19 protein-coding genes and 4 tRNA genes are annotated in these 16,946 nt (G+C 61.8%); 2 read left to right on the top strand and 21 right to left on the bottom strand.

The window, feature by feature from the left end; all coding sequences use genetic code 11:
- Positions 1-2: 2 nt before the first annotated feature.
- The 15 genes from RG2_RS03985 to RG2_RS03915 all read right to left on the bottom strand — a co-directional run bounded on the left by RG2_RS03985 (position 3) and on the right by RG2_RS03915 (position 8,690).
- Positions 3-797 carry an MlaE family ABC transporter permease gene (locus tag RG2_RS03985; RefSeq protein WP_033236462.1) on the bottom strand — a complete coding sequence of 265 codons (795 nt, stop codon included), beginning with the start codon at positions 795-797 and terminating at the stop codon, positions 3-5.
- 9 nt (positions 798-806) lie between these two features.
- Positions 807-1,922 carry an ABC transporter ATP-binding protein gene (locus tag RG2_RS03980; protein ID WP_279306237.1) on the bottom strand — a complete coding sequence of 372 codons (1,116 nt, stop codon included), beginning with the start codon at positions 1,920-1,922 and terminating at the stop codon, positions 807-809.
- Between the two features lie 255 nt (positions 1,923-2,177).
- Entirely contained in the window at positions 2,178-2,564 is a 387-nt protein-coding gene (gene rplL / locus RG2_RS03975) for a 50S ribosomal protein L7/L12 (protein WP_033236464.1), read from the bottom strand.
- Between the two features lie 78 nt (positions 2,565-2,642).
- Entirely contained in the window at positions 2,643-3,236 is a 594-nt protein-coding gene (rplJ, locus tag RG2_RS03970; RefSeq protein WP_033236465.1) for a 50S ribosomal protein L10, read from the bottom strand.
- Between the two features lie 429 nt (positions 3,237-3,665).
- Positions 3,666-4,385, bottom strand: coding sequence for a 50S ribosomal protein L1 (rplA, locus tag RG2_RS03965; protein ID WP_003941982.1), 720 nt, complete (start codon positions 4,383-4,385; stop codon positions 3,666-3,668).
- Between the two features lie 111 nt (positions 4,386-4,496).
- Positions 4,497-4,931: a 50S ribosomal protein L11 gene (gene rplK, locus RG2_RS03960; RefSeq protein ID WP_033236466.1), complete on the bottom strand. Its 435-nt coding sequence runs from the start codon at positions 4,929-4,931 to the stop codon at positions 4,497-4,499.
- Positions 4,932-4,992: 61 nt separating this feature from the next.
- Positions 4,993-5,844 (bottom strand): transcription termination/antitermination protein NusG, encoded by an 852-nt coding sequence (nusG, locus tag RG2_RS03955; protein ID WP_033236467.1) that lies wholly within the window; start codon positions 5,842-5,844, stop codon positions 4,993-4,995.
- 83 nt (positions 5,845-5,927) lie between these two features.
- Complete coding sequence (secE, locus tag RG2_RS03950; protein WP_033236468.1) at positions 5,928-6,419, bottom strand: preprotein translocase subunit SecE; 492 nt, start codon at positions 6,417-6,419, stop codon at positions 5,928-5,930.
- Between the two features lie 31 nt (positions 6,420-6,450).
- A tRNA-Trp gene (locus RG2_RS03945) sits at positions 6,451-6,523 on the bottom strand.
- Positions 6,524-6,709: 186 nt separating this feature from the next.
- Positions 6,710-7,135, bottom strand: a complete 426-nt coding sequence (gene hadB / locus RG2_RS03940; protein ID WP_033236469.1) for a (3R)-hydroxyacyl-ACP dehydratase subunit HadB — start codon at positions 7,133-7,135, stop codon at positions 6,710-6,712.
- Complete coding sequence (gene hadA / locus RG2_RS03935) at positions 7,122-7,607, bottom strand: (3R)-hydroxyacyl-ACP dehydratase subunit HadA (protein ID WP_172936632.1); 486 nt, start codon at positions 7,605-7,607, stop codon at positions 7,122-7,124. The genes hadB and hadA overlap by 14 nt, the downstream gene beginning before the upstream one ends.
- A 155-nt stretch (positions 7,608-7,762) precedes the next feature.
- Entirely contained in the window at positions 7,763-7,930 is a 168-nt protein-coding gene (gene rpmG / locus RG2_RS03930) for a 50S ribosomal protein L33 (RefSeq protein ID WP_003941903.1), read from the bottom strand.
- 61 nt (positions 7,931-7,991) lie between these two features.
- Positions 7,992-8,064 (bottom strand) — tRNA-Met (locus RG2_RS03925).
- A gap of 45 nt (positions 8,065-8,109) precedes the next feature.
- Positions 8,110-8,182 (bottom strand) — tRNA-Thr (locus tag RG2_RS03920).
- Between the two features lie 425 nt (positions 8,183-8,607).
- A tRNA-Tyr gene (locus RG2_RS03915) sits at positions 8,608-8,690 on the bottom strand.
- Between the two features lie 222 nt (positions 8,691-8,912).
- Here RG2_RS03915 and RG2_RS03910 point away from each other — a divergent pair.
- Positions 8,913-9,404, top strand: a complete 492-nt coding sequence (locus tag RG2_RS03910) for a YajQ family cyclic di-GMP-binding protein (protein WP_033236471.1) — start codon at positions 8,913-8,915, stop codon at positions 9,402-9,404.
- Between the two features lie 71 nt (positions 9,405-9,475).
- On the opposite strand, the gene htpX is transcribed toward RG2_RS03910, so the two are convergent.
- Entirely contained in the window at positions 9,476-10,339 is an 864-nt protein-coding gene (gene htpX, locus RG2_RS03905; RefSeq protein ID WP_033236472.1) for a zinc metalloprotease HtpX, read from the bottom strand.
- Between the two features lie 138 nt (positions 10,340-10,477).
- Positions 10,478-11,527, bottom strand: a complete 1,050-nt coding sequence (locus RG2_RS03900) for a polyprenyl synthetase family protein (protein WP_033236473.1) — start codon at positions 11,525-11,527, stop codon at positions 10,478-10,480.
- Positions 11,528-11,631: 104 nt separating this feature from the next.
- On the opposite strand from RG2_RS03900, the gene RG2_RS03895 reads away from it, so the two are divergent.
- Entirely contained in the window at positions 11,632-12,894 is a 1,263-nt protein-coding gene (locus tag RG2_RS03895) for a geranylgeranyl reductase family protein (RefSeq protein WP_033236501.1), read from the top strand.
- 11 nt (positions 12,895-12,905) lie between these two features.
- Here the strand turns inward: RG2_RS03895 and RG2_RS03890 are convergent, their stop codons facing one another.
- From RG2_RS03890 to menD, 4 genes are read right to left on the bottom strand one after another with little or no spacing between them, the layout of a single operon-like run.
- Entirely contained in the window at positions 12,906-13,604 is a 699-nt protein-coding gene (locus RG2_RS03890) for a demethylmenaquinone methyltransferase (protein WP_033236474.1), read from the bottom strand.
- Between the two features lie 37 nt (positions 13,605-13,641).
- Positions 13,642-14,784, bottom strand: coding sequence for a glycosyltransferase family 4 protein (locus RG2_RS03885; protein WP_207787499.1), 1,143 nt, complete (start codon positions 14,782-14,784; stop codon positions 13,642-13,644).
- A gap of 57 nt (positions 14,785-14,841) precedes the next feature.
- Positions 14,842-15,285, bottom strand: a complete 444-nt coding sequence (locus RG2_RS03880; protein WP_033236475.1) for a DUF3592 domain-containing protein — start codon at positions 15,283-15,285, stop codon at positions 14,842-14,844.
- The gene (gene menD / locus RG2_RS03875) at positions 15,282-16,895 is read right to left on the bottom strand and encodes a 2-succinyl-5-enolpyruvyl-6-hydroxy-3-cyclohexene-1-carboxylic-acid synthase (RefSeq protein ID WP_033236476.1); all 1,614 of its coding nucleotides are present in this window, start codon (positions 16,893-16,895) and stop codon (positions 15,282-15,284) included. Before menD ends, RG2_RS03880 begins: the two co-directional genes overlap by 4 nt.
- Positions 16,896-16,946: the final 51 nt, after the last annotated feature.

Here is a 16,946-nt window from a genome sequence, read left to right as displayed (position 1 = left end):
GGTCAGGATCCCTTCGCCGGCACGATCTGGAGGTACACCATCGTCAGAATCAGATTGGCGAAGAACAACAACAGGAACGTGATGACAACGGCCTGGTTGACCGCCTCACCAACGCCTTTGGGCCCACCCGAGGGGTGTAGTCCCTTGTAAGCCGAGATGACTCCGGCGATGACACCGAAGACCGCAGCCTTGATCTCGCCACTCCAGATATCCGGCAGCTGCGCAAACGCCGAGAACGATGCGATGTAGGCGCCGGGGTTACCGCCCTGCAGGATCACGTTGAAGAAGTAGCCACCCGCGATACCGACGACGGATACCAGCCCGTTGAGCAATACGGCAATGAGCACCATCGCCAACACACGTGGAACAACAAGTCGCTGAATGGGATTGATGCCAAGGACTTCCATGGCGTCGATCTCTTCACGGATTGTCCGCGAACCGAGGTCAGCGGTGACCGCCGAACCGGCAGCACCAGCGACAAGCAGAGCAGTCACCAGTGGACTTCCCTGCTGAATCACCGCAAGAACGCTGGCAGCGCCGGTGAACGATTCAGCGCCCAACTGCTTGATCAGCGAACCGGTCTGCAGCGAAACGACAGCGCCGAACGGAATCGCGACCAGCGCAGTCGGCAAAATCGTGACGCTGGCGATGAACCATGCTTGCTCGATGAACTCGCGAAACTGAAACGGCCGCCGGAACGTATTCTTCACGACCTCGACGAAGAGTTCGACGATGTTGCCGGCCTGAGTCAGTGCCCCGTGTACAGGACTCAGAACCGAGTTGCGGGTACCCGCCATTCGTTATGCCTACCCTTGTCCGTGAGTCGTGTTTCCGTAGGGATCACCCTCATAAGCTGGAATTACCTGTGTATCCTGCGAGCTTCCGTCCCAATCCCCCTGGTACTCGCTCGCGTCCGCGTAGGCGTGGTTGAACTGACCCGTCTCCTCGTTGAGACTGTCCTGGATTGCCGCCTGCGCGTTCACCGGCAGTGTGTGCATGATCTGACGGACGCGTTCCTGACGGCGACGAACAGCCTGACGCTCCGGATTACCGGGCGTCGCCTTCATCTGCGGCACGATGCCCTCGACGTCGTCGACACCGCCGGCATGGTGACCGGCATCCACGAGCGCCTGCTCGTGCGCCATCTGAGCCTCGTCCTTCTCTTCCGACATACCGATCGGACCGATCATCGTGCCGTTGAGGAATTGCTTGACGACGGGCTCGTCGGACGTGAGCAACACCTCACGAGGACCGAACATAACCAACTGGCGACGGAACAGCATCCCGATGTTGTCCGGCACCGTACGAGCAAGGTTGATGTTGTGCGAGACAATCAGAATCGTGGCATCGGACTGAGCATTGATGTCGATCAACGTCTGACTGATGTACGTCGTACGCACCGGGTCCAGACCGGAGTCCGGCTCGTCGACGAGAATGATCTCGGGATCGAGCACGAGTGCACGCGCCAGACCGGCACGCTTACGCATACCACCGGAAATCTCACCGGGAAGCTTGTCCTCCGCACCGACCAGACCAGTCAGATCGAGCTTCTCCATCACGATCTTGCGGATATCGGATTCCGACTTCTTCGTATGCTCACGGAGCGGAAACGCGATGTTGTCGTACAAATTCATCGAACCGAACAACGCACCGTCCTGGAACAGCACACCGAACAACTTACGGATCTCGTAGAGCTCCTTCGAGGAACACTGCAAAATATCCGTGCCGTCGATCACGATGGAACCCTGCTCGGGGCGGAGCAAACCGATCAAAGACTTCAAGAACACCGACTTGCCGGTACCCGAGGGCCCCAGCAATGCGCTCACCTCACCGGCGGGAAGCGTCAACGACACGTCCTGCCAAATCCTCTGCGACCCGAAAGACTTAGTCAGCCCGTCTACCGCTACCTCTACTCCCACCACTACCTCCGCGCCGTCCGATGCATCCACCCGATGTGGGTTGGGTCACTCTATCGCATGGAAGTGTTACCCGTGACTGCGAATACTACTAACGAGTAAGTACGAAGCACAAACTAACACGCACCCTGAATCGGACACGCATCCGACCTGCGCCGATCCGGACATTCCCGCCGGATGCGCCCAATAAAAAAGAGGGCCACTTCCCGTAGGAAGTGACCCTCTTTCGACTACTCGAGGTGAGCAGCGGAGAAAACCGTCTTACTTGACGGAGATCTTTGCGCCGGCGCCTTCGAGCTTTTCCTTTGCAGCTTCAGCTGCTTCCTTCGAAACCTTCTCCAGGATTGCCTTCGGAGCGCTCTCGACGAGATCCTTGGCTTCCTTCAGGCCGAGGCCGGAAACGACCTCACGGACGACCTTGATGACCTGGATCTTCTTGTCGCCAGCCGACTCGAGGACGACGTCGAACTCGTCCTGCTCTTCAGCAGCTTCTGCGCCGGCAGCCGGTGCGCCTGCAGCGGCGACGGCGACGGGAGCAGCAGCGGTGACCTCGAAGGTCTCCTCGAATGCCTTAACGAACTCCGAGAGCTCGAGGAGGGTGAGCTCCTTGAACTGGTCCAACAACTCTTCGGTGCTGAGCTTCGCCATTGTGGCGGTCCTTCCTGTAAGTCCCATGTCGCTGATCCGCGACCGGGCGGGGATATAGCAGTGATGCGCGGGTGCGGATCAGCTTTCGGCTTCGGCCTCGGCCGGAGCCTCGGTAGCAGCCTCTGCGGCAGCAGCCGGAGCTTCTGCAGCTCCGCCTTCTGCGGCCTTCTTCTCCTGCAGTGCAGCGGCCAAACGGGCCATCTGCGAAGCGGGAGCATTGAACAGGCCTGCGGCCTTTGCCAAGTTGCCCTTCATCGCGCCGGCAAGCTTTGCCAACAGGATTTCGCGGGATTCGAGATCCGCGATCTTGTTGACCTCGTCCACGGACAGCGCAGCGCCGTCCATGTAGCCGCCCTTGATGATGAGCGCCTTGTTTTCCTTTGCGAAGTTCTTCAGTGCCTTCGCAGCGTCGACCGGTTCGCCCTTGATGAATGCAATGGCGGTCGGTCCGACGAACAGGTCATCAAGGCCCTCGATGCCAGCCTCAGCGGCGGCACGCTTAACCAGGGTGTTCTTGGCGACGGAGTAGGTGGCACCTTCTCCGAGAGCGCGTCGCAGTGTCGTGATGTTGCCCACTGAAAGACCACGGTATTCCGTGATCACAGCAGCGGTCGAACCCTTGAACTGCTCGGTGATTTCCGCAACTGCGGAAACCTTCTCAGGCTTTGCCATACTTCGCCTCCTCTCGTGACAGTCGTTATCCCACTTCGGAACCGCCGCGGCTCACCAGGAGAACCTGACAAGCCACAAGTCCTAGACATGCAAAACGCCCCGGCGCAGGGCGCACGGGGCGTACAGAGGAGACAAACGGAAGCGAAAAGAACCACCACAGAATGCGTTCCCCCTTACCTCGTCCTCCTGCGTGGGTCGCCGGACATTTCCGGACTTTCAACTGCACTCATCGCTAAGCGCAATAACCAACGGTCTTGGGTAGAACATGATTTTGGGGTGAAGTTCATATCCAGCACTGAACTCCGCGTTGAAGACTACCTCACCGGGCAACACATCACCAAATCGCCCCTGGGCCCTCTCCCTGAATGCAAAAAAGAAGGCCGATAGGGAGGTAATCCCTATCGGCCTTCTTTCAGTTCAGCGGACTGCTTACGCGTCTGCAGCATCCTCGAGGAGGTTGCGGGTACGGTTCGGATCCACCGGGATGCCCGGACCGGTGGTGGTCGAAACCGTGATCTTCTTCACGTAGCGGCCCTTGGCCGACGAGGGCTTCGCACGCAGGATCTCGTCCAGCGCTGCGCCGTAGTTCTCCACCAGCTTCTCATCGTCGAACGATGCCTTGCCGATGACGAAGTGCAGGTTGGCCTGCTTGTCGACGCGGAAGTTGATCTTTCCGCCCTTGATGTCGTTGACAGCCTTCGTGACATCCGCGGTAACGGTGCCCGTCTTGGGGTTCGGCATCAGGCCACGGGGTCCGAGGACACGGGCGATGCGGCCGACCTTGGCCATCTGATCAGGAGTCGCGATTGCGGCGTCGAAATCGACCCATCCACCCTGGATGCGCTCGATCAGGTCTTCTGCACCGACTACGTCAGCGCCTGCAGCCTCAGCTTCTGCTGCCTTCTCGCCAACGGCGAACACGATGACGCGAGCGGTCTTACCGGTGCCGTGGGGCAGGTTGACCGTTCCGCGGACCATCTGGTCAGCCTTACGGGGGTCGACGCCCAGACGAACTGCAACCTCAACGGTTGCATCCATCTTGGTGGACGACGTCTCCTTGGCGAGCTTTGCAGCCTGAAGCGGGCTGTAGAGCTTGTCTGCGTCGATCTTCTCAGCGGCGGCGAGGTACGCCTTGCTGCGCTTTGCCATTTCTTCTGTCCTTACTTATCACTGCAGAGAGTTACTTGATGCAGTGGTGAATGGTTCAGTTGTGGTCAGGGCCTGGCCGGCCCTCCCACGTGATGCTGTGGAGCTGCTGAATTAGCCCTGGACCGTGATGCCCATGGAACGAGCGGTGCCGGCGATGATCTTCGCGGCCTGCTCGATGTCATTGGCATTGAGGTCTTCAGCCTTGGTCTTCGCGATTTCGCGCACCTGATCCATGGTTACCGAGGCAACCTTGGTCTTGTGCGGTTCGCCGGAGCCCTTGGCTACGCCGGCTGCCTTGAGGAGCAGTCGAGCAGCGGGAGGGGTCTTCAGCTTGAAATCGAAGGTCCGGTCTTCGTAGACCGAGATCTCGACCGGCACAACGTTGCCGCGCTGGGACTCAGTCGCCGCGTTGTAGGCCTTGCAGAACTCCATGATGTTCACGCCATGCTGACCGAGCGCGGGACCCACGGGAGGTGCAGGGTTAGCCTGACCTGCCTGGATCTGCAGCTTGATGAGCCCGGCGAGCTTCTTCTTCTTTGGGGGCATCTCTAGTTCCTAGTTTCTAGCTTGGGTGTGTGTCTTGCGTCTAACAGTGCAAGTGTGGGGGTTAGATCTTCGCGACCTGGTTGAAGTTCAACTCAACCGGAGTTTCACGTCCGAAGATCGATACGAGGACCTTGAGCTTCTGCTGCTCTCCGTTGACCTCGCTGATGCTGGCAGGCAATGTCGCGAACGGGCCGTCCATGACCGTGACGGATTCGCCGATCTCGAAGTCCACCTCGATGAGGGGCTTACCGAAGGACTCGACCGGCGCCTCGCCTGCTGCGACGGCAGCTGCTGCAGCCTGCTGCTTCTTCTGCTCTTGCTGAGGAAGCAGGAACTTGACGACGTCGTTGAGGGACAGCGGCGACGGACGCGAGGTGGCACCGACAAATCCGGTGACTCCAGGCGTGTTGCGCACTGCGCCCCACGATTCGTCGTTGAGTTCCATGCGGACCAGGATGTAGCCGGGGAGAACCTTGCGGTTGACCTGCTTGCGCTGGCCGTTCTTGATCTCGGTGACCTCTTCGGTGGGAACTTCCACCTGGAAGATGTAGTCGCCGACGTCGAGGTTCTGAACGCGGGTCTCGAGGTTGGTCTTGACCTTGTTCTCGTAACCGGCGTACGAGTGGATGACGTACCAGTCGCCTGGTGCGCGGCGCAGAGCAGCCTTCAGTTCCGCAACCGGATCTTCTACTTCGATGTCGGCTGCCGGAGCAGCGTCGTCGGAGTTCTCGGCGTCCTCGGAGATGATGTCCTCGGTTGCCTCGGTCTGCGCGGCTTCGGTGCCGTCTGCAGCGTCTTCGGCAGCGTCGGTATCGGTGCCTTCGCCAGCCTCGACGTCTACTTCGGCTGCCGCCTCGGCAGAAACACGCTCTTCGGCCAAGGCCTCATTCGTGTCGTTCTCGGGGGTGCTCACTGGGGCACTCGCTTCCTCTCGTTACTCGGACCCGTGCGGGTCTTTCTCGCGCTCGCAGGCAAGGACGCCCGACGATTCGACAATCAGCCGAACAGCCAGGTAACGCCCTTGATCACAGCGATATCGACGCCGCTGATGAAAGCGACCATGAAGACCACGAACGCCAGCACGACGCTGGTATAGGTGACCATCTGCTTACGGTTCGGCCAGATGACCTTGCGGAGTTCTGCGATGACCTCGCGGAAGAACTTGCGAAGGCGTTTGAAGAGGTTGTCTTTCTTCGCCTTGGGGTTCTTACCGGGGTTCTTTGCAGTCGCCTTCGGCGACGCCGTCCGAGCCGGAGTCTTCACGGTGGACGCTGCAACCGAGGCGCCGCGTGCAGCGCGCTTGCCGGTCGGCTTGTTGGAAACCCCACTTGATGCGGAAGCCGCCTCTACGGCGTCTCCCTTGTCCAGCGAAAGATCGGAACGCGTGGCCGCGTCAGCTGCAGTGTCGTCGACAGCCTTCGAAGCGGAAGACGGTGAAGTCTCCGCGTCCGAAGCGTCGGCGTCGCGCTTGTCGCGATCCTCGCTCACGTCGTTCCTCTCAGTCGCTGGCATCCGGGGGCAGGGGCGACAGGACTTGAACCTGCAACCTGCGGTTTTGGAGACCGCTGCTCTGCCAGTTGAGCTACGCCCCTTTGGTTGACGTCCGCAGCCCGGCACTTTCATGCCCTGCTGGTTCGGTTAACCGCTCTGCGATCACACAACATACGCGCTACCCGATGTGAACATCTTGCGACGTTCAGGGCAGCGCGCAGCGCTGAGGAATCCCAGAAATCTCAGTGTACTTCAAAGCCCCGGAACAAACACAATCTACCCGGCTATCAGGCCAGACGGACTGTGGCCGTGGCGCGGCCGAAGATTTTTCTACCTTCGGATTTTGCCACAATTGCCAGTACTGCAGTCTTGCTGTCTTCGTCGATCGACTTCACCTTGGCGGTGAACTCGATCTCGGCGGCCTTGTCGGCTGCCACGATTACCGGACTAGTAAACCGTACATTGTATTCGGTTACCGCACCCGGGTCCCCTAGCCATTCGGTGACGTATCCGGCACCCATGCCCATGGAGAGCATGCCGTGCGCCACCACATCGGGCAGGCCGGCAAGTCGAGCAACCTCGTCACTGAAGTGAATCGGGTTTGGATCTCCCGATACGCCCGTGTAATTGACGAGGTTTCCACGCGTGACGGTGACGGTCTTCTCAGGAAGAAGATCGCCGACATTCACGTCGGAAAATTTACGGAGCGACATGCATCATCACATCCTTGACTGCGTGGGCGATGTTCTCGTCCACCTCACCACCGGTGCGGGCAACCAGGGTTGTCCACATCGTGACGGTCTCTCGACCGTGCTGGTTGATGATGATGTTCTTGGTCACGATGATGTCACTACCTGCAGCCTGCCTGAACGAATCCAGATAGACGTCGCAGAACAGTCGATCCCCCACCTGAATCGGTTCGTGAAGCACGATCCGTTGATCAGTATGGAGAATCTGACTCAAGTCGTAGCCGGTGACAACTTCTTCGAAGAGTCGACGTTGGGCAATGCCGCCGACGATCGCAACAAACGTCACCGGTGCAATCAGGCCGTCGTATCCGAGGCCCTTTGCAGCGGTTTCGTCGTAATGCGCAGGATGTGAATCCTGGACGGAGCGAGCGAACTCGCGCACCTTCTCGCGCCCGACCTCGTAGAAGTCTTCGACACGATAATGGTGACCGACCATCTGGACGGCATGAGCGGCCGGGTCCGTAGGGACCTCGGCCGCTGCCTTGTTCTCTTGCAAATCAGTCACGCGGAGAAACTCTCTTCTAGCTAGGACCCGAAGACGCAGGCCCCAAGAGGGTCTTCCGCGAAAATCGTCGTCCCGTTAAGGACTTGCTACTTCGACTCGCGATGCGACTGGTGGGTTCCGCAGTTCGGGCAGAACTTCTTGAGCTCCAGGCGATCGGGGTCATTGCGCCGATTCTTCTTGGTGATGTAGTTACGGTGCTTGCATACCTCGCAGGCCAAGGTGATCTTGGGCCGAACGTCGGTCGAGGAGGCCACGGGATGCCTTCTTTCGGGTGTATCTGATTACGAACAATCAGGGTGGATCATGCATATTGTGTAGCGGTGACCGGACTTGAACCGGCGACGCAACGATTATGAGTCGTTTGCTCTACCAACTGAGCTACACCGCCTCGGTGTCGAGTGTCGCGCAAAAAGCGCGGCACCACAATCCAGCGAGCCCCCTAACGGAATCGAACCGTTGACCTTTTCCTTACCATGGAAACGCTCTACCGACTGAGCTAAGGGGGCGTGGCTTCCGGAGTGCGTTGCCGCTCTCTTGAAGCCTCCGAAAGATTACACACGAACGCGCTCCAGCACCAAATCGCCAGGTCATCGGGGCAAAATCAGTGCCGCAGCCCATTGTTGCACCGATCCGAGCCCATGGCGAGGCCTTTGACGCAACGGATATCGGCCCAATGACGGCCGCTCGTGCCTAATTACGGCCGTTCGTGCCCGAGAACGACGACGCTGAGAACGACGACACTGAGAACGGCCACACCGCGTCTCGGCCGACAGCGCACTGCATCGCTGTATCTACAACTCTGTATCTACCTACTGCTGCGCCTTCGACTACTCGACGCGATCGGAACCGGAACGGACTGAGCTGGAGTCGCCGGGGCCGAACACAAAAAAGTCAGCCCCGATCCTGATTCAGGATCGGGGCTGACTTGGTGTGGCAGATGTAGGATTCGAACCTACGTAGGCATAAGCCGACGGATTTACAGTCCGCTCCCATTGGCCGCTCGGGCAATCTGCCGTGCTGCACCAGGTCTTGATCCGATGCACTCGCAAGTATATCGCGACGCGCAGCGGCCAAGAACGGCTTCCTTGGTGCGGAAAGAAGAATACAACGAACCCACCCCCTTTTTGCAAACCGGGTGGTGAGCGGCGGTGCCGACCCGATAACGTCGAGGTGTCCACCGGCACGGAAGGTGGGCAGACCTCGATGTTGTGACTACCGGAAAGCGGGAGTGTAGAAGTGGCTGATTCGTCCTTCGACGTGGTGAGCAAAGTAGACCGTCAAGAGGTGGACAACGCCCTGCATCAAGCTGCCAAGGAGCTGACCACACGCTTCGACTTCCGGAACACCGGTGCGTCGATCGAGTGGTCGGGTGAAGAAACGATCACGTTGAACGCCGACACCGAGGAGCGCTTGCTGGCGGCCCTCGAGGTGTTCAAGGAAAAGTTGATTCGCCGGGACATCTCCCTGAAGGCATTCGATGCGGGAGAGCCGGCACAGTCCGGAAAGATCTACAAACTGTCCGGAACGTTGGTCCAGGGCATCTCCAGTGAGAACGCGAAGAAGATCACCAAGAAGATCCGTGACGAGGGCCCCAAGGGCGTCAAAGCACAGATCCAGGGTGAGGAGCTGCGCGTCAGCAGCAAGAAGCGCGACGACCTTCAGGGCGTCATCTCCCTGCTCAAGGGTGAGGACTTCGGGATCGCCCTGCAGTTCGTGAACTACCGGTAGTAGGGGCTGCGCCCCTGTGCGCCTTTTTGGTAGTTCCGACGACCAGAAAGGCGCACCGGGGCCGAAGGCCCCTACATGCCCGCCATCTTCTCCAAACGCTCGATCCGCTCCGCCATCGGCGGATGCGTCGAAAAGAGCCTGCTCATCTTCTCCCCCGCCCGGAACGGGTTTGCGATCATCAGATGCGACTGCGCCGCCAATCGAGGCTCAGGGGGCAACGGAGCCGCCGCTACACCTGCCTCCAGCTTTCGTAGCGCCGACGCCAGCGCCAGTGGGTCACCGGTGAGCTCGGCTCCCGATTGATCGGCCTGATACTCCCGTGAGCGCGAGACCGCCAGTTTGACCACGGTGGCTGCGATCGGTCCCAGAAGCGAGACCAGCAGCAATGCAATCGGGTTGCTTCCCTGACCGTTGCCTCGTCCGCCGAACATGCTGGCGTACATCGCGAAGTTCGCCAGGCCGGAAATGACGGCAGCCATGGCCCCGGCGACCGAAGAGATCAGGATGTCCCGGTTGTAGACGTGTGAGAGTTCGTGCCCGAGTACTGCTCGCAGTTCTCGCTCGTTCAACAAACCCATGATTCCGCTGGTCACACATACCGCAGCGTGGCGCGGATTACGGCCGGTTGCGAAGGCATTCGGTGCGTTGGTCGGGCTGATGTAGAGCCTGGGCATCGGCTGATGCGCTGTAGTCGCCAGTTCGCGCAAGATGCGATAGATCACGGGCGCTTCGACCTCGGTGATGGGCTGGGCATGCATCGACCGCAACGCCAGCTTGTCGCTGTTGAAATAGACGTAGGCGTTCATTCCGACGGCAAAAAGTACGGATAACCACAAGATGGTCGGGTTGCCGAACAACGATCCGATGAACACGATCAGGGCAGACATGCCCAGCAGCAGCCCGAAAGTCTTGGCTCCGTTTGCGTAGCCGTGCACAGCGCTCAACCCCTTACCCGTAACGAGCTCGACTGCTCGCGTGTAACTTCGCGGCTTTTGCAGCCGACCCGTTAGCACAACGAAGAGCAAGGGTGTTCAGGTTCCCGCGGCAACGCGAACGGTGTACGCGGTTAAACGTCAGCCAACCCGCCGAACCGTGTAATCGATCAAGCGAACGAGGGCGTCGTTGGCCGGACCTTGCGGCAACTCTGCCAGCTGAGCCAGGGCTGCATCGACATATTCGCCCAGCTTTGCTTTGGCTTTGGTCATTCCCGGTGAACGTTCGAGCAAGGCGAGGGCCTCCTCGACGTCAGCATCCTCGGTGACCGGGCCGGCAAGCAGCTCGCGAAGACGATCCGCGTCGGCGCCCTCTTCCTCGAAGGCGTACAGCACAGGAAGCGTGTGGACTCCCTCGCGCAGGTCGGTGCCAGGGGTTTTGCCCGACTGTTCCGAAACGGAGGAGATGTCGATGATGTCGTCGACGATTTGAAATGCGGTGCCGACGGCGTCGCCGAGTCGCTCGAGTCGTTCGATCTGGGTGGCGTCGGATCCCGAGAAAGTTCCACCGAATCGACCGGAAGCGGCGATCAGCGAACCGGTTTTCTCCCACACGACCTTGAGGTAATGCTCGATCGGATCCTGTTCCTGCCTGGCACCGATCGTCTCGCGCATCTGTCCGGTGACCAACTCGGCAAACGTTTCCGCGATGATGCGAACGGCTTCGGGCCCGAGCGTCGACACCAGTCTTGACGCGTGAGCGAACAGGTAGTCACCGGCGAGGATGGCAATACTGTTGCCCCAGCGAGCATTTGCACTGGGTGCGCTGCGGCGCATCTCCGCCTCGTCCATGACGTCGTCGTGATAGAGCGTCGCGAGGTGCACGAGTTCGGTGACCGTGGCAGCGGTGACGATGGACGGATCGGTCGGATTGGGTCCGAGTTGAGCCGTCAGGATCGTGAACAGCGGCCGGAACCGCTTGCCACCTGCGCGCGCGAGGTGCAAGGCGGCTTCGGTGAGGAAGTCCTCCCCGTCGGACAGCTCGCTGACCAACAACTCTTCGACATCGGCGAGTCCACTACGGACAACATCAGCAAGCTTCTCGTCGCCCAGGTCTATGCCCGCTACGACGGTGCTCACTGCCGTTGTGTCGGCAGCAGTTTTTTCGGTGCTCACGATGTCAGTACCCATTCCTGTCGTCAGTGACGGCTCGGTTCCCACGGTAGTGAACCTAGCGGTTCGCACTTGGCACGGCCTCGCCACGGTCTCGATCACGAGCCTGGGAAGATGTGAGTGTGTCCGCCGAAGAGCAGTCCCCCGCCGTGAATTCCCAGCCGACCGAAACTGACATTGTGGTCATCGGTGCAGGTCCTGCGGGTTCTTCGGCCGCTGCATGGGCCGCGCGCAGTGGCCGCGACGTCGTCCTGATCGATGCGGCCGTGTTCCCCCGAGACAAGACATGTGGTGATGGACTCACTCCGCGGGCCGTCGCCGAGCTTGATCGACTCGGCCTCGGAGAGTGGGTTAGGTCACACACGACGAACAAGGGACTCCGGCTCTCAGGCTTCGGCCAAGAGCTGGAAATGGAGTGGCCGTCCACAGCGTTCCCCTCTATCGGCAGCGCTGTCCCCCGCGCCGAGCTGGACGATCGGATCCGACGATGCGCGATCGAGTCCGGTGCGGTGATGCTGGAAGGCACCAAAGCCGTCGACGTCGAACGTGACGGTGATCGGGTCAGTGCAGTTGTGCTGTCCGGCCCCTCCGGAACCAGCACTCTGCGGTGCCAGACCCTCATCGTCGCCGACGGTGTTCGTTCGACGCTCGGCAAGAAGCTGGGGCGGCAGTGGCATCGGGACACCGCGTACGGAGTGGCCGCGCGCGCTTATGTCGGAACTCCCCGCAGCGCCGATCCCTGGATTACGTCGCACCTGGAACTGCGTGACGGCGACGGCACCCTACAGGCGGGATACGGCTGGATTTTCCCGCTGGGCACCGGCGAGGTGAACATCGGCGTCGGCACACTTGCGACAGCCAAGCGGCCGGCCCCCGGAGCATTGCGCCCGCTCCTGGATCTGTACACCGATCAGCGCCGCGGCGAATGGCAGTGGAACAGTGAAATCCATTCCGTTGCTTCAGCTTTGCTACCGATGGGCGGCGCGGTATCCAACATCGCCGGCCGTAACTGGGCGATCATCGGCGATGCCGCGGCGTGTGTGAATCCGCTCAACGGCGAGGGCATCGACTACGGCCTCGAGGGTGGACGGTTGATCGTCGAACACCTCGGCGACGGCGATCTGACCGAACTGTGGCCGAGCGTCCTACGCGAGCATTACGGGCAGGCGTTCTCCGTCGCGCGGCGTCTTGCCGGGCTGCTCACGGTTCCGCGGTTCCTCCCCGCGTCCGGCCCGATCGCGATGCGGTCGAAGGCAATGATGACCGTCGCGGTCAGGGTGATGGGCAACCTCGTCACCGACGCCGACGCTGATCTGACGGCGCGGGCCTGGCGAGCGTCGGGAGCCGCATCCCGAAGAATCGACTCCCGTCCGCTGTTCGGCTGATTACAGCAGGTTCAGCGCGTCGCGTGATGTAGCGCCACGACGCCGCCGGTGAGGTTGCGCCACTTGACGTTCTTCCACCCGGCTGCCTCGATCTTGCGTGCCAGTTCTTCCTGCGTCGGCCAGGCGCGAATGGATTCGGCGAGGTAGACGTACGCGTCGGGGTTGCTGCTGACGGCGCGGGCGACCTGTGGGAGTGCCTTCATGAGGTACTCCATGTAGACGGTGCGGAAGGGCCCGAAGACGGGCGTCGAGAATTCACTGACGACAAGCCGTCCACCTGGCTTGGTGACACGGGCGATCTCCCGCAAGCCGGCCTCGAAATCGGAGACGTTGCGCAGACCGAAGGAGATGGTCGCGGCGTCGAATACGTCGTCGGCGTATGGCAGGAACATGGCGTCGCCGGCCACCATCGGGACTTTGCGGGAGCGGCCTGCCTGCAGCATGCCCTTGGAGAAGTCGGTGGCGACGCACCACGCGCCCGACCGGCCCAGTTCAACGGTCGAGACTCCGGTGCCCGCGGCGAGGTCGAGAACCTTCTCGCCCGGCTTGAGGTCGAGGGCCTCTCGCGTTGCCTTGCGCCAGCCTTTGTCCTGGCCGAAGGACAGCACGGTGTTGGTCAGGTCGTATCGCTCGGCGACGTCGTCGAACATCGACGCGACCTCGCGCGGTTGTTTGTCGAGAGTTGCCCGGGTTCCGTGTGTAGTCGCCACACGTCAAACGCTACCAACACTCGCGAAGTGGGCTGGTTCAGGCTGCTCGGGCGCCGGTTCGCCGGCCAAGACCTTGCACGTCCTCGTAGTGATTCAGCAACTCGTCGCAGATAGCCGGCCACGTCCGGTGCAGGACCGACCGCCGAGCGGCCGAACCGAACTGCACTCGCAGATCGCGCTGACGGAGGGCGTCGATCGCGCTGGGGAGAAGTTCGCCGAATCTGTCCACCGGCAGGAGGTAGCCGTTGCGGCAATGCGAGACGAGATCCCGCGGGCCGCCCGCGTCCGGCCCGACGACGGGTATACCGCTCGCCAGCGCTTCCTGGACGGCTTGGCAGAACGTCTCGTACTCTCCCGGGTGCACAAAAACGTCCAAGCTGGCGTAGGCCTCGGCAAGATCGGTTCCGCCGAGCGCGCCGGTGAAGACCGCGTCGGGCAACAGCGCGCGCAAGCGCTCTCGGTCCGGCCCGTCGCCGACGATCACGAGTTGCAGGCTGCGATCTCCGGCCAACGCGGCCAATCGTTCGACGTGTTTCTCCGGTGCCAGCCGTCCCACAAAGCCGACAACCAGGCGATCACTGTCCCCGCTCCAGGTTCGGCGCAGAGCGGAGCTACGACGCGACGGCGCGAATCTTGCTGCGTCGACGCCCCTCGCCCATTTGTGTACCCGCGGAATTCCGTGTTCTTCGAGAGCGTCAACGGCGGAGGTGGACGGCGCGAGGGTTCTGGTGCAGCTCTTGTGAATTCGCCGGGTCCACGCCCACGCTGCCCTGCTGGTGAGGCCGAGTCCGTAGCTTTCGGCAAAGCCCGCGACATCGGTTTGATAGACGGCGACGGTAGGAACGTGGAGTCGTTTGGCGATGCCTACTCCCCCGGCGCCGAGGAGAAAGGGCGACGCGAGGTGCATGACGTCGGGCGCAAAGGCGCGTACGGCGGCGGTCAATCGTGGTTGTGGCAGTCCGACCGGTAGCGAACTGACTTTCGGAACCATGACGGCGGGCACTCGGTGCACGGCGACGCCGTCGTGCTGGGTGGGGGCGTGCCCATTTCCCACGGTGTCCGGCGCGATGACCATCGCGTCATGGCCGGTTCGGTCGAGATGTTCGAGCACGCGTAGGACCGAGTTGGTGACGCCGTTCATGTTGGGCAGGAATGACTCCGCAACGATGGCTACTCTCACACCGATCACGGTGACAGTGCGAGGGAAAGTCCGTGCCGTGTTCGTGTGAAGCGCAGGCTAATTCGAGGTGACGGGCTCTGACGTGCGCACCAGGGCCTCACGTTTGCGCAGGTACCAGACGGCGGGTCCGGCCAGGAGCCACGTCACGACGATGACCGATCCGGCGGGAATCAGCGCGACACTCGCGCTGCGGCCGGCCACCCGGACCAGGTCGGGGTCGGTCTTGTAGTACTCGACCTCGATGCGTTGTCCGACAGTCAGATTGGTGGGATAGAGCACGCCGAGTTCGGGATTGTGGTTCGCGCCGTCCGGCGTCACGAAGCTGATAGCGGACCGCAGCGAACCGGCGGAGAGCACCTCGGCGGTTGCGGTCCCCATGTTCGATTCGATGGTCCGGTCGTTCCGCCAGGCACCGAGTACGAGGATGACCGCGAGAACCGAAATGCCGATCGCAACGACGAGGATTCCGATGCGGAAACGGCGCAGAACCACGTCGCTCACAGTTGCGCTCGCACTGATGCGTGCAGTTCCCGCAAACCGCTGCGGTCGGTGGGAACCTCGAGAACCCGGATACCTGCAGCGGGTTGTGCCAGCGCTTCCGTGAGCTTGTCGACGCTCACGGCGGTGTGCGGAACGCGGTAGGCGGCGCACAGTGCTGCCAGGTCCATGCCGTGTGGCGTGCCGAAGACACGCTCGAACACTCCGGCGTACTGCGGATCGCCTTGCTCGAGCAGTTCGAATATTCCGCCGCCGTCGTCGTTGGCGACGATGATCGTGAGGTCGCGAGGCCGCGGTTCCCCGGTCCCGATCAGGAGCCCGGAGGCATCGTGCAGGAAGGTGAGGTCGCCCATCAGGGCGATTGTTCGTCCCTCGTCGTAGGCCAGAGCAGCGCCGACGGCGGCCGAAACTGTGCCGTCGATCCCGGCGACGCCGCGGTTGGACAGCACTCGCACCGACGACTTCGGGTAACTCACCAGCGCCGCGTCGCGCACCGGGTTGGAAGCTCCGAGAAGCAACTGGTCACCGTCGCCCAGAGAACCCATCACCGCTGCGGCTACGTGCAGGCCGGTGGCCTTGGGGTGGGCAGCCAGCTGCTTGGCGACGGCCGCGTCGGCGTGCTCGGTCAGCGACATGCATCGCGCGATCCACGCCGGGTCCGGTGTTCCGCTCACGACGGCCCTGGTTCCGGTGGCAAGGACGTTGCCCGACACGTCGGGCCAGCGCGGCCCGGTAGTGAGCGCATAGACGTCGACGCTCGGGTCGGCCAGCACCTTGGACACCTGACGATGCAGCGTGGGACGGCCGGTGATGACTACCTGCCGGGGTTTGAGTTGTGCCAAAGCCAGTGGATGCAACGCAATTCCGTGCAGCGGCGCGGTGGGTTCGGCGACGGTCGGCAGTCCGGCGAGTTCGGGTCGCAGCGCGCTGCCGTGGCCGGAGACGACAACGGTGTCTGCGGTCAGATCCAGGTCGAGGGGGACGTCGAGTGTTGCGTTCTGCGTGGTGGTCCACGCTGCGCCGCCTGGCCGACCTTCCGGAACCGGCCCCTGCAGATGCACGTCGGGAACCAGCGGTTCGCGCAACGGTATGTCGAAGTGCACGGGCCCGGCGTTGCCTGACCGGGTTCCACGGGCAGCGGCCAGTACCCGGCACACCGCGGAACGCCACTGGCTGTTCTGCGTCGTATCGTCTTCGGCCAGCCCGAGGCTGATGGTGGCGCGCACCTGGCTGCCGAACAATCCGAGTTGCTCGACGGTCTGGTTGGCGCCGGTTCCGAGCATTTCGTACGGCCGGTTGGCGCTCAGGACTACCAGAGGCACTCGTGCGTAGTTCGCTTCGAGCACTGCGGGTCCGAGGTTCGCGACGGCCGTTCCGGACGTCATGACGATCGGCACCGGACGCTTGCCTGCGATTGCCAGTCCGAGCGCGAGGAAGCCGGCTGTCCGCTCGTCGATCCGCATGTGCAGACGCAGGCGTCCCTCGATGTCTGCGGACTGAAGGGCAAATGCGAGCGGCGCGTTGCGTGAGCCTGGGCAGAGCACGACTTCACGCACGCCACCACGAACCAGTTCGTCGACGACGGCTGTGGCTTGTGCTGTGGACGGATTCACGCCTTCAAGAGTGTCAGATGTTCGGGCCGGGCCGTTCCGAGGGGCGAGTCT

The sequence above is a fragment of the Rhodococcus globerulus NBRC 14531 genome, from assembly GCF_001894805.1.
GTDB lineage: Bacteria > Actinomycetota > Actinomycetes > Mycobacteriales > Mycobacteriaceae > Rhodococcus_F > Rhodococcus_F globerula.
The sequence above is the reverse complement of the archived record's forward strand: the minus strand, read 5'-3'. Positions and strand labels throughout refer to the sequence as shown.

Excerpts from the sequence above, each read along its gene's own strand:
- RG2_RS03985 (WP_033236462.1), bottom strand. The coding sequence starts at position 797 with ATGGCGGGTACCCGCAACTCGGTTCTGAGTCCTGTACACGGGGCACTG.
- rplL (WP_033236464.1), bottom strand. The coding sequence starts at position 2,564 with ATGGCGAAGCTCAGCACCGAAGAGTTGTTGGACCAGTTCAAGGAGCTC.
- rplJ (WP_033236465.1), bottom strand. The coding sequence starts at position 3,236 with ATGGCAAAGCCTGAGAAGGTTTCCGCAGTTGCGGAAATCACCGAGCAG.
- rplA (WP_003941982.1), bottom strand. The coding sequence starts at position 4,385 with ATGGCAAAGCGCAGCAAGGCGTACCTCGCCGCCGCTGAGAAGATCGAC.
- rplK (WP_033236466.1), bottom strand. The coding sequence starts at position 4,931 with ATGCCCCCAAAGAAGAAGAAGCTCGCCGGGCTCATCAAGCTGCAGATC.
- hadB (WP_033236469.1), bottom strand. The coding sequence starts at position 7,135 with ATGTCGCTCCGTAAATTTTCCGACGTGAATGTCGGCGATCTTCTTCCT.
- hadA (WP_172936632.1), bottom strand. The coding sequence starts at position 7,607 with ATGGTCGGTCACCATTATCGTGTCGAAGACTTCTACGAGGTCGGGCGC.
- RG2_RS03900 (WP_033236473.1), bottom strand. The coding sequence starts at position 11,527 with ATGGGTACTGACATCGTGAGCACCGAAAAAACTGCTGCCGACACAACG.